This window comes from Bacillus sp. FSL E2-8900 (assembly GCF_037966225.1).
GTDB lineage: Bacteria > Bacillota > Bacilli > Bacillales > Bacillaceae_G > Bacillus_A > Bacillus_A cereus.
Map to the genome: position 1 here is coordinate 3,406,128 of NZ_CP150193.1, position 12,103 is coordinate 3,418,230.

Below are 12,103 nucleotides of genomic sequence, written 5' to 3' on the forward strand. Positions count from 1 at the left end.
TTTATACTAATTTTTAAAGTGAGGTGAATACAAATGACAAACCACGTTAATAAAGGAGCTCAAAAAAGCTCAGTAAATCAATTTGGACACGATCCTAATTCAGCACACGAAAAGAGCGCTAAAATGGAACACTTCCATGAAGTACACCAAGAAAAAGAAAAAAAAGAGTAAACGAACTTATACACAAAAATCGACGCACAGTTTATGTACTGTGCGTCTCCTCTTCGAGCATCAAATCCATACTCGATATTCCAATTAAATCATTTTTATCATAGGCATCTTCTTGCAACAACCGCATCGCCTGTGTACGAATTGATTTTTCAACAATATTCCGTACATACCGCCCATTACTAAACGATGTAATTTGCGACGAATACTTTACAGCATGTAAATGATCCCTAAATTTCCATTCAGCCTCTTTCGATAACTGATATTCACGATCTTCATACATTCTTTTCCCAATTTCCAACAACTGATTTACCGAGTAATCCGCAAATTCAATAATAAATGGAAAACGAGATTGCAGCCCTGGATTTAATGAAAGAAAGTGATTCATCTCTCTTGAATATCCAGCTAAAATCAATACAAAACCATGTTGTTTATCTTCCATATGTTTTACAAGCGTATCAATTGCTTCTTTTCCAAAGTCCTTCTCTCCTCCTCGAGCTAAAGAATACGCCTCATCAATAAACAAAATACCTCCCATTGCTTTTTTTATTAAGTCTCTTGTTTTTTGAGCTGTATGGCCGATGTACTCTCCTACAAGATCAGCACGTTCAGCTTCAACCAAGTGGCCTTTCGATAGAATATTCATCTCAAACAGCAATTTCCCTATCATTCTAGCAACAGTTGTCTTCCCTGTACCTGGATTCCCTTTAAACAGCATATGAAGTACTTGCTTCTCTGACTTCAATCCCTTCTCTTGTCTTTTTTTATTCACATAAATCCAAGCATATATTTCTTTTATTATCTTTTTTATATCATCCATCCCAACAAGCTTCCCCATCTCTTCTTCAATTCTCTGCAGCATTTCATGTTTAATTGCAGTTTCATTTGAAATTACCGTTTTATTTTCTGCGGCTGGCAAAGAAATTTTCTTTCGATGGTTTAACACAATATTAATTTGATTGTTGTTTTTCTTTCGCATCGATTGTTCCATACAATCACCTCATTTTATCCACTCACCAAATATTATTATTCCTGTCCCCCTTGTAAATGCCTATTTTCAGAAAAGTTTGCTATAATATAAGAAATAATTAAGGTGGTGGGACTATGGAGACAACGGAATTCCATGATACAATACAAGCCTTTTCTATTTTTTTATTGAATAAAGGCCGAAAACCCTCAACTATTAAACGTTATGTTTATGACGTTGAAGACTTCGGACATTGGTTAGAAAAAAACAAAAAGCTCCCTTCCAGTAATATATGGGCTACACTTTGTACAAAAGACTACGAAGATTACTTTTCCGATTTAAAAACGAATCGACATTACTCAGAAAAAACGATGCATCGTGTATTTATTGTACTAAATAGAATGCATCATTTTCTAAACATTCCTAATCCATTGAAAAATATGGAGATATCTATTCAACCAGACCGTACACTTCGTAACGAAGATTTCATTTCACCTGATGAAGAAAAAAGGTTAAAGTATATAGTCACTTCATTAGAAGGACTTTCAGAAAAACAACTTCCTGTGCGCCCCTTATTAATGGATCGCAATATTGCTATTTTAAATCTATTGATTGACTACGGTTTATCCTTACAGGAACTTACAGCATTAACAATGCATCACGTTCACTTTGAAACTAACACATTATCAATCCCAGCAACCGCAGGTGTAGAAAGAACAATTACATTAGCAAAAGAAGACAAAAAACAACTATATAATTATTACAAAAGCATCCCGGAACCAGTTCGTCCTAAATACCATAGTGATGATCCATTATTTGTCGCATTCGATTTTAACCGTGGAACATACAGGTGGGTATATGAAAATGATGCACCAAAGGCATTAACGGAAATTGCTATACAAAAAATGATTCGCCTCGAAGTGGCTAGAGCCAATTTACGTAAAGGAATTTCAGGACAACATTTTCGTAACACCTATATTTTAAACTTAATAAAAAAAGAAACTCCTGAATCAGAAATTATAAAACTCGCTGGATTCAAATCAAAAATTTCATTAAAGCGATATTATCAATACGCAGAAAATAGAAAAAACGCCTTATTGTAAGGCGTTTTTTCTATTTTTTCTTTAAACAAACGATTTTACTATGACCATTTAACTAATTTCTGCATCTACTATGATGAGTTTCGTTCACATTTTCGTGAGAAAGGAGAGATTTAATGTCTCGTTATAACGACAATCAAAACAAATTCTCCAAACCATGCTTTCCAAGTAGCGCCGGACGAATCCCAAATACTCCATCAATCCCAATTACTAAAGCTCAACTTAGAACATTTCGTGCGATTATTATTGATTTAACAAAAATAATCCCAACACTTTTCGCAAATCCATCTCCCCAAAATATTGAAGATCTAATCGATACATTGAACCTACTGAGTAAATTTATTTGTTCACTAGACGCTACTTCCTCCCTGAAAGCACAAGGGTTAGCTATCATTAAAAACTTAATAACTATATTAAGAAATCCAACCTTTGTAGCAAGCGCTGTATTTATTGAGCTTCAAAATCTCATTAACTATTTACTATACATTACAAAATTATTCCGAATTGACCCTTGCACACTTCAAGAGCTCCTTAAATTAATAGCAGCATTACAAACTGCTCTAGTTAATTCCGCTTCGTTTATTCAAGGACCTACCGGACCTACTGGACCAGCAGGCGCTACTGGTGCTACCGGTGCCACTGGACCTCGAGGTAACACGGGCGCTACCGGCGCTACTGGACCTCAAGGTAACACAGGTGCTACTGGTGCTACCGGCGCCACTGGGCCTCGAGGTAACACGGGCGCTACCGGCGCTACTGGACCTCAAGGTAACACGGGTGCTACTGGTGCTACCGGCGCCACTGGGCCTCGAGGTAACACGGGCGCTACCGGCGCTACTGGACCTCAAGGTGTTCAAGGTAACACGGGTGCTACCGGTGCTACTGGACCTCAAGGCGTTCAAGGTAACACGGGTGCTACTGGCGCTACTGGACCTCAAGGTGTTCAAGGTAACACGGGTGCTACCGGCGCTACTGGACCTCAAGGTGCTCAAGGTAACACGGGTGCTACCGGCGCTACTGGACCTCAAGGTGTTCAAGGTAACACGGGTGCTACCGGCGCTACTGGACCTCAAGGTGTTCAAGGTAACACGGGTGCTACTGGTGCTACTGGTGCCACTGGACCTCAAGGTGTTCAAGGTAACACGGGTGCTACTGGTGCTACCGGTGCTACTGGACCTCAAGGCGTTCAAGGTAACACGGGTGCTACCGGCGCTACCGGTGCTACTGGACCTCAAGGCGTTCAAGGTAACACGGGTGCTACCGGCGCTACTGGACCTCAAGGTGCTCAAGGTAACACGGGCGCTACCGGCGCTACTGGACCTCAAGGTGTTCAAGGTAACACGGGCGCTACTGGTGCTACTGGACCTCAAGGTAACACGGGTGCTACCGGTGCCACTGGCGCTACTGGTATAGGAGTTACCGGACCTACCGGACCTTCTGGCGGGCCTCCTGGACCTACTGGACCTCAGGGACCTCAAGGTAACACGGGTGCTACTGGCGCTACTGGACCTCAAGGTGCTCAAGGACCTGCTGGTGCTACCGGTGCCACTGGACCTCAAGGTGTTCAAGGTAACACGGGTGCCACGGGTGCTACTGGACCTCAAGGTGTTCAAGGTAACACGGGTGCTACTGGTGCTACTGGTGCTACTGGTGCCACTGGACCTCAAGGTGTTCAAGGTAACACGGGTGCTACTGGTGCCACTGGACCTCAAGGTGTTCAAGGTAACACGGGTGCTACTGGTGCTACTGGTGCCACTGGACCTCAAGGTGTTCAAGGTAACACGGGTGCTACTGGTGCTACCGGTGCTACTGGACCTCAAGGCGTTCAAGGTAACACGGGTGCTACCGGCGCTACCGGTGCTACTGGACCTCAAGGCGTTCAAGGTAACACGGGTGCTACCGGCGCTACTGGACCTCAAGGTGCTCAAGGTAACACGGGCGCTACCGGCGCTACTGGACCTCAAGGTGTTCAAGGTAACACGGGCGCTACTGGTGCTACTGGACCTCAAGGTAACACGGGTGCTACCGGTGCCACTGGCGCTACTGGTATAGGAGTTACCGGACCTACCGGACCTTCTGGCGGGCCTCCTGGACCTACTGGACCTCAGGGACCTCAAGGTAACACGGGTGCTACTGGCGCTACTGGACCTCAAGGTGCTCAAGGACCTGCTGGTGCTACAAGGTAACACGGGCGCTACGGTGCCACTGGACCTCAAGGTGTTCAAGGTAACACGGGTGCCACGGGTGCTACTGGTGCCACTGGACCTCAAGGTGTTCAAGGTAACACGGGTGCTACCGGTGCTACTGGACCTCAAGGTGTTCAAGGTAACACGGGCGCTACTGGTGCTACTGGTGCCACTGGACCTCAAGGTGTTCAAGGTAACACGGGTGCTACTGGACCTCAGGGTGTTCAAGGCAACACGGGTGCTACTGGACCTCAAGGTGCTCAAGGTAACACGGGCGCTACTGGACCTCAGGGTGTTCAAGGTAACACGGGTGCTACCGGCGCTACTGGACCTCAAGGCGTTCAAGGTAACACGGGTGCTACCGGTGCTACTGGACCTCAAGGCGTTCAAGGTAACACGGGTGCTACCGGCGCTACTGGACCTCAAGGCGTTCAAGGTAACACGGGTGCTACCGGTGCTACTGGACCTCAAGGCGTTCAAGGTAACACGGGTGCTACTGGACCTCAGGGTGTTCAAGGTAACACGGGCGCTACCGGACCTCAAGGCATTCAAGGACCAACGGGTGCTACCGGCGCTACTGGCATAGGAGTTACTGGACCTACTGGACCTTCTGGTGGACCTACCGGACCTACTGGGCCAACTGGACCTAGCTTCCCTATAGCAACAATTGTTGTAACAAACAATATTCAGCAAACAGTACTGCAATTTAATAACTTTATTTTTAGTACTGCAATTAACGTAAACAATATTATCTTCAACGGCACAGATACAGTTACTGTTATTAACGGTGGTATTTATGTAATTAGCGTATCCATTTCTACAACTGCGCCAGGATGCGCTCCACTCGGAGTAGGCATTTCAATTAATGGAGCAGTCGCAACTGATAATTTCTCTTCAAATTTAATAGGCGACTCACTTTCATTTACTACAATCGAAACATTAGCAGCTGGTGCAAGAATTTCTGTCCAATCTACTCTTAATGAGATTACAATCCCTGCGACAGGAAATACTAATATCCGCCTTACTGTATTTAGAATCGCTTAAATTTCATCATATATTGTTTATGACAAATAAAAAAAGAGCGAGGAAACTCGCTCTTTTTTGTTATGTACAATAATTCATTACTATTCTAATTCAATTGAAACATTTTTTTGTGGTACAAATGTAGAAATTGCATGTTTATAAATAAGCTGCTGCTTACCTTCTGTTTCCAGCAGGACTGTAAAATTATCAAATCCTTTAATTAATCCACGAAGCTGGAAACCATTTAATAAGTACAGCGTAACAAACGTATTTTCTTTACGGAGTTGATTTAAAAACTGATCTTGAATATTGATTGATTGCTTCATGTCGAATCCTCCTCTTTTTCTCTACTTACTATTATTCGACTTTACTTGTAACTTTCCTTCTATGTATCGTAAAATTTCTGACGTTTTTTCACCGTCTGTAACATCAAACCACGTGACATCCATTTTATTACGGAACCACGTTAATTGACGTTTTGCATAACGACGCGAATTCGTCTTTAATTGTGACACCGCATCTTCTAAAGAGGCTCGATTCTCAAAATAATCATAGATTTCTTTATATCCAATCGCTTGAATAGATTGACAATCTCGTATCCCTCTATTATACAGCCCTTCTACTTCCTCTAATAGGCCTTGTTCCATCATCAAATCCACTCGTAAGTTAATGCGATCGTATAGCATTTCTCGATCCATTGTCAAGCCAATTAATGAAACATCATAGAGTAACTCTTTTTCTTGTTTCTCAATTTGGTCACTCATTTTTTCACCCGTCATGTGGAAAATTTCTAACGCCCGAATGACACGTCGTGCATTATTTGCATGAATACGCTCCGCACTTTCTGGATCTACTTCTTGCAATTTTTTATGTACATATTCCACACCGCGTTCTAAAGCTAACTTTTCCATTTGCTCTCGGTATATCACATCACCAGCATCATCTGTAAACTGATAATCGAATAAAACAGATTGTATATAAAGACCGGTCCCACCAACTATAATTGGTAATTTACCACGTTCTGTAATTTCTCGAATATGCTTGCGAACACGTTCTTGAAATTCCGCGACAGAAAATGAATCTTCCGGATTTTTTATATCGATCATATAATGTGGAATTCCGTCCATCTCTGCTTTTGTTACCTTTGCAGTTCCAATATCCATCGTTCGATAGATCTGCATGGAATCACCACTAATAATTTCACCGTTCAACGCTTTGGCAAGATTGATACTTAACTTCGTCTTTCCAACAGCAGTTGGTCCAATGATGACAGCAACTTTTTCACGTTGCACTTCTCCCATATCATTCAACTCTCTTTATGTAATATACTCCATCTATTGATTATACCCAATCTTACCAATTTTAACGGCATGATTGCAAGTTCTTTCATTTCGGTACATGAAATTACACAGAAAAAAGAACATAGTTTGTCCAATTCTGCATATACATGATAAAAATAGTTTCGAGAGGATGAGTTAACTATGAAACAATCCACCATCAATTTTTCATCTTTGACAAAAGACCTCATTTTAGCCACTTCTACAAAAGAACAAAATTGTTCACAAGAGGAATTATACTTCGCCCTAAATTGTTTACTACGGGCTTTTCATTCTACTCTCCATGAAACAACATTACATCCAGAAAATAAAAATACAGAATATATACAAACGCAATTTTGCAGTGCATATAAAATTATCACAGGTAAAACTATTTATCCATTTCAATAATCCATAAAAAGCGGCTGCTTACATAGTTTCAAGCAACCGCTTTTTATATTAATATCGATAACCTATTGTATAACTTTCACTTTTACAGATTTGCGCCCCCAGCTATTAGCACTACCATCTGAACCGACTAATACATCAATACGATTTCCTTTAATCGCACCACCGGTGTCTCCAGCAATCGCTTCTCCATATCCTTCTACCCATACTTTTGATCCAAGCGGAATTACTTTCGGATCAACAGCAATTACTTTCATATTTGGATTTGCTGTTAAATCATGCCCCATTGCAGTTAATACACGACCACCATACGAACCATTCTCACTCGGATCTGCTGTATATGCCGTCGCTTCTACTGTAATTTCACGACCACCAGCAGGCGCACTTGTTTCAGTAGATTTTGCAACTGGTTTTGCAGCCGGTTTTTCTTTTACCACAGGTTTACTTGATTCTACATTCTTAATAGAATCGTTACTCTTAACAGACTCTTTATTCTTAACTACTGTATTATTTTTAACTGGCGTATTTGTTCTAGCTGGCGCTTCTTCTTGAGCTACAACCTCTTTCTTTTCGATTACAGGTGCTGTTCCTGTTAAAAATGGCACGTGAACATATCCAACTTTTCCATTGTAGTCGAATTGTAACCATTCATTTTGAACTTGATTCGTCGTTTCAATCACATCATTTTTATTAAGTTTACCTAAAATTTCAGAATCAGTATTCGCTCCAGCACGAACATTTAATACGCCCGCCGTTACATAATATGTGCTCTTTGTAAAATCGGCACTTACAAACGCTTCCTTACCGTTCAACTTAATTTTTGTCCATCCATTTTCTGTATTTATAACATCTAGTGTATTCCCACTGAACACTTTACCTACAAGCTTTGACTCTACATTTGGGTTTTCTCTAACATTTAATACGTCTGTTGTTACAACTGTTTCCGCTTTAGCAGAACCCGCAAAAATCCCAAGACCAAAAACTGCTGCTGTTGCTATACCTAATAATTTTTTCATGAATAGCCTCCATTTGCTTTGTTTTCGTATTTTCATTATAGCAACAGATTTTTAGAATTTTTAGAAATCACACAATTACAAAGCATTCGTAATATACGATTAACGAGTTGTAACATAAATTTCCATATTAATAAAATGTATTCCTCATACAATCTCCAGTGGTTTTCATATATTTTTCATATACGAGCACAAGAACTTTTTTCCAGAAAAAATTACAGTGTTACTTTTTTGTTACAAAAAATTCACAATTCGTTACATATTTTACCAAAAACATCAATATTCAATTGTTAACCTATTTTTTTGTAATAAAAAGAGAGCAGCTACTAAAAACTGCTCTCTTTTTATTTGTTATTGAACTTTCTTTTTCCAAACACCTAGCATAACAGCCGAAACAATTGTTCCAATTAATATAGAGAAAATATATAGTAACGGTTTATTTACTAACGCTATTACAAATAATCCACCATGCGGTGCCGGTAATGTAATTTGGAATAACATAGATAACGCACCTGCAATACTTGAACCAACAACACAACTTACGATTACTCGAACCGGATCTGCAGCAGCAAACGGAATCGCACCTTCTGTAATGAACGATGCTCCCATAATATAATTGGTTAAACCAGATTTACGTTCCGCTTCTGTAAACTTTGATTTAAAGAATGTAGTTGCGAATGCAATCGCAAGTGGCGGTACCATCCCACCAGCCATAACTGCTGAGTGCACTCCAAAATTCTGTGCTTCTATTGCAGCAATACCAAACGTAAATGCCGCTTTATTAATTGGCCCCCCCATATCAATTGCCATCATACCACCTAAAATAAGACCTAGTAATATAGCATTCGTACCGTTTAAACCATTTAACCACCCTGTCAACATTTCATTTAATGCTACTACAGGCGGAATTACTACTTTTTGCATTACAACTCCTGTAATCAATAATCCAAAGACTGGATATAACAATACAGGTTTAATTCCTTCTAATTGTACTGGTAGTCCTGAAAATAATCTTTTCAACCCTAAAACAACATATCCAGCTAAGAAACCAGCAATTAACCCACCTAAAAATCCAGCATTCGCATTCGCCGCTAAAAATCCACCTACAACACCAGGCATAAAACCAGGACGATCAGCGATAGAACTTGCAATAAATCCAGCTAAAATTGGTACAAGGAATAAAAACGCACCTGTTTTTCCTCCACCAATTGACATGAACAATTCAGCTAAAGGACCTTCCGCCTTTATACCACCAAACGAAAACGCTAGCGCTATTAAAATCCCGCCGCCAACAACGAATGGAAGCATATTACTTACACCGCTCATTAAATGCTTATAAATTCCTAATCCTTTTTCTCCCTCAATACTTTCTGATTTCCCGTCCTCTTTTACACCTTTAAAGATTGGTGCATCTTGTTTGACAGCTCGCTTAAGCAGATTTTCCGTTTTTCGAATCCCATCAGCAACTGGCACTTGAATGACATGTTTACCAGCAAAACGATTCATTTCTACTTGTTTATCCGCCGCAACAATAATAGCTGTTGCACGTTCAATATCCTCTTTCGTTAAACCGTTTTTAATACCTGTTGATCCGTTTGTTTCAACTTTAATCGCTATTCCTAACTCTGTCGCTTTTGCTTTTAAGCTATCCGCTGCCATATATGTGTGAGCGATTCCAGTTGGACAAGCTGTAACAGCAAGTACGTACGGTTCATTTCCTTCTGGTTTTGCGACTTCAGTCTCTTCTTCTTTTTCATTCTCTTTTTCATCAAATAGTTGAAGAAGCTCACTTTCATCCTTTGCTTCTAATAGTTGCTTGCGAAATCCTTCATCCATTAATAATGTCGATAAACGAGACAACGTTTCTAAATGAGTATTATTCGCTCCTTCACTTGCAGCAATCATAAAGAATAAGTGTGCTGGCTGTCCGTCAAGCGACTCATAATTGATACCGCTTACACTTCTACCAAAACAAATCGATGGTTGTTTAACAGCCTTTGTCTTCGCATGAGGTATTGCAATACCTTCCCCTATTCCAGTCGTACTTTGGGACTCCCGCTTTAAAATAGCTTCTTTAAATTCCGTTTTACTATTTAAACGATTTGCCCCGTTTAATTTCTCAACTAATTCATCTATGACAGCTTCTTTATTTGAAGCTGTCAAATCCATAATGACTGTATCCCTTTTTAATAGTTCTGTAATTTTCATATGTTGCTTCCCCCTATCGCTTAGCTACAATTACTTGCGACAATAATTCTTCTACTTTTTCCTTCTTACATAAATCAGCTGAAAATGCTGTTGCACTCCCTGTTGCAACGCCGTATTGAAATGCCTTTTCAATATCTTTTGTCTGTTCATATTTGCCTACAAACCCTGCAACAAGAGAATCTCCGGCCCCAACTGAATTAATTACAACACCTCTTGGAACAGTCGCTTCATATATACCTTCTGCCGTAAATAATAAAGCTCCCTCTCCAGCCATCGATACGATAACGTGTTTTACACCTTGTTCAATTAATTTTCTTCCATAAGGTAAAACGTCCTCTACTGTTGAAAGCTCCACTCCAAACAACTCACCAAGTTCATGATGGTTTGGCTTAATTAAAAATGGCTTATTTTTAATTACATGTTGCAGTGCGCTTCCACTTGCATCTACTACTACACGAATACCTTTTTCAGCTCCAAACGCAGCAATTGATTCGTAAAAGGTACTTGGAATAGAGACCGGTACACTCCCAGCAAGTACAACACAATCTCCAGGTTGCATACTCTCAATTTTTTTCATTAACTGTTCGAACTGCTCTTTTGTTACAATAGGACCTTGGCCATTTAATTCTGTTTCTTCTTCCCCTTTTATTTTCACATTAATGCGAGTATCTTCATCTACTTGGACGAAGTTTGTTGTTACACCTTCCGTCTGTAATACCTCTTTAATAAATTGACCAGTAAATCCACCAGTAAATCCAAGTGCTATATTTTTAACACCTAAACGCTGAAGAACACGAGAAACATTAATTCCTTTTCCTCCAGGAAACTTCATATCTTTCTCCGCTCGATTTATTGTTCCTAAATCAAAAGAAGAAACTTGCACTACATAATCAATAGATGGGTTTAAAGTAACTGTATAGATCATTGTTTATCAGCCTCAATTACATTGGTTTGTTGTTTATATTTTTCTAAATCAATTTCTAAATGGTTTGTAATAATATTTGCTTCTTCAACATTTGCAATTTTCGCAAATGCAACTTCTGAAAACTTACTTTCATCAATTAAGAAATATCCTTCGTTTGCTAATGTTAATGCCATTTGTTTTAAGAGCGCTTCTTCTGGATCTGGCGTTGTAAAGCCAAGCTGTTCATGTACACCATTTGCACCTAAAAAACATTTATCAAAACGATACTTCTGCATACTTTCCTGTGCCATAGCACCGATTAAAGCTTTCGTCCTACTCTTCATCATTCCGCCTAGTAAATACGCACGAATATTATTTTCAACTAAAGCTTCAATATGCATAAGTCCATTCGTAACGACAGTAACATCTTTATTTATTAAAAATGGAATCATTTCAAATGTTGTACTTCCTGCATCTAAATAAATACAATCACCTTGTTCAATAACGCTAGCCGCATACTTAGCAATTTGTTGTTTTATTTGAATGTTTTTGGATGATTTTTCAACCATCGTTGGTTCTTGCCCTTTTCCTGTTAAAACAGCGGCACCACCATGAACTCTTTTTAATAACCTTTGCTTTTCCAATTGCGCTAAATCACGGCGAATTGTCGATTCAGAGCTTTCTGTTCTTTCAACTAATTGCTGTAATTTTACAACTTTCTGTTCTTTTACAAGTTGCAATATCATTTGATGACGTTCAGGAGTTAACATTTTATTCACCTCTTCTTTGATTACAGTATAATGAAAACGG

The 12,103-nt window shown here is 39.8% G+C and carries 12 protein-coding genes and 2 pseudogenes; 7 read left to right on the top strand and 7 right to left on the bottom strand.

Going from position 1 to position 12,103, the window contains the following annotated elements; all coding sequences use genetic code 11:
- The first annotated feature begins 33 nt into the window (after nucleotides 1-33).
- Nucleotides 34-171, top strand: coding sequence for a hypothetical protein (locus NST90_RS17345; protein WP_046392956.1), 138 nt, complete (start codon nucleotides 34-36; stop codon nucleotides 169-171).
- A gap of 31 nt (nucleotides 172-202) precedes the next feature.
- Here the strand turns inward: NST90_RS17345 and spoVK are convergent, their stop codons facing one another.
- Complete coding sequence (gene spoVK, locus NST90_RS17350) at nucleotides 203-1,159, bottom strand: stage V sporulation protein K (RefSeq protein ID WP_000438174.1); 957 nt, start codon at nucleotides 1,157-1,159, stop codon at nucleotides 203-205.
- A 113-nt stretch (nucleotides 1,160-1,272) separates the two neighbouring features.
- On the opposite strand from spoVK, the gene NST90_RS17355 reads away from it, so the two are divergent.
- The 5 genes and pseudogenes from NST90_RS17355 (at nucleotide 1,273) to NST90_RS17375 (ending at nucleotide 5,465) form a co-directional block, all read left to right on the top strand.
- A complete protein-coding gene (locus NST90_RS17355) occupies nucleotides 1,273-2,238 on the top strand; it encodes a site-specific integrase (RefSeq protein ID WP_000450326.1) in 966 nt (321 codons plus the stop codon).
- Between the two features lie 113 nt (nucleotides 2,239-2,351).
- A pseudogene (locus NST90_RS17360) lies at nucleotides 2,352-2,744 on the top strand (collagen-like repeat preface domain-containing protein); the annotation flags it as partial.
- Nucleotides 2,745-2,822: 78 nt separating this feature from the next.
- A pseudogene (locus NST90_RS17365) lies at nucleotides 2,823-3,257 on the top strand (hypothetical protein); the annotation flags it as partial.
- A 1,105-nt stretch (nucleotides 3,258-4,362) separates the two neighbouring features.
- On the top strand, nucleotides 4,363-5,007 hold the full coding sequence (locus tag NST90_RS17370; RefSeq protein ID WP_339200299.1) for a hypothetical protein: 645 nt from the start codon (nucleotides 4,363-4,365) through the stop codon (nucleotides 5,005-5,007).
- A gap of 113 nt (nucleotides 5,008-5,120) precedes the next feature.
- Nucleotides 5,121-5,465 carry a Gly-Xaa-Xaa repeat protein gene (locus NST90_RS17375; RefSeq protein ID WP_232481218.1) on the top strand — a complete coding sequence of 115 codons (345 nt, stop codon included), beginning with the start codon at nucleotides 5,121-5,123 and terminating at the stop codon, nucleotides 5,463-5,465.
- Nucleotides 5,466-5,545: 80 nt separating this feature from the next.
- Here the strand turns inward: NST90_RS17375 and hfq are convergent, their stop codons facing one another.
- Nucleotides 5,546-5,770: an RNA chaperone Hfq gene (gene hfq, locus NST90_RS17380; protein WP_000813896.1), complete on the bottom strand. Its 225-nt coding sequence runs from the start codon at nucleotides 5,768-5,770 to the stop codon at nucleotides 5,546-5,548.
- A gap of 21 nt (nucleotides 5,771-5,791) precedes the next feature.
- Nucleotides 5,792-6,745, bottom strand: coding sequence for a tRNA (adenosine(37)-N6)-dimethylallyltransferase MiaA (miaA, locus tag NST90_RS17385; RefSeq protein WP_061113309.1), 954 nt, complete (start codon nucleotides 6,743-6,745; stop codon nucleotides 5,792-5,794).
- A 180-nt stretch (nucleotides 6,746-6,925) separates the two neighbouring features.
- Between miaA and NST90_RS17390 the strand changes: the two genes are divergently transcribed.
- A complete protein-coding gene (locus tag NST90_RS17390; protein WP_000814429.1) occupies nucleotides 6,926-7,171 on the top strand; it encodes a hypothetical protein in 246 nt (81 codons plus the stop codon).
- A 62-nt stretch (nucleotides 7,172-7,233) separates the two neighbouring features.
- Here the strand turns inward: NST90_RS17390 and entD are convergent, their stop codons facing one another.
- From entD to NST90_RS17410, 4 genes are all read right to left on the bottom strand, one after another.
- Nucleotides 7,234-8,184, bottom strand: a complete 951-nt coding sequence (entD, locus tag NST90_RS17395) for a cell wall-binding protein EntD (RefSeq protein ID WP_046392959.1) — start codon at nucleotides 8,182-8,184, stop codon at nucleotides 7,234-7,236.
- A 348-nt stretch (nucleotides 8,185-8,532) separates the two neighbouring features.
- Nucleotides 8,533-10,389: a PTS fructose transporter subunit IIABC gene (locus NST90_RS17400; RefSeq protein WP_006922259.1), complete on the bottom strand. Its 1,857-nt coding sequence runs from the start codon at nucleotides 10,387-10,389 to the stop codon at nucleotides 8,533-8,535.
- Nucleotides 10,390-10,402: 13 nt separating this feature from the next.
- Nucleotides 10,403-11,314, bottom strand: coding sequence for a 1-phosphofructokinase (gene pfkB / locus NST90_RS17405; RefSeq protein ID WP_006922254.1), 912 nt, complete (start codon nucleotides 11,312-11,314; stop codon nucleotides 10,403-10,405).
- Nucleotides 11,311-12,063 carry a DeoR/GlpR family DNA-binding transcription regulator gene (locus NST90_RS17410; protein ID WP_016123256.1) on the bottom strand — a complete coding sequence of 251 codons (753 nt, stop codon included), beginning with the start codon at nucleotides 12,061-12,063 and terminating at the stop codon, nucleotides 11,311-11,313. Before NST90_RS17410 ends, pfkB begins: the two co-directional genes overlap by 4 nt.
- Between the last annotated feature and the right edge of the window lie 40 nt (nucleotides 12,064-12,103).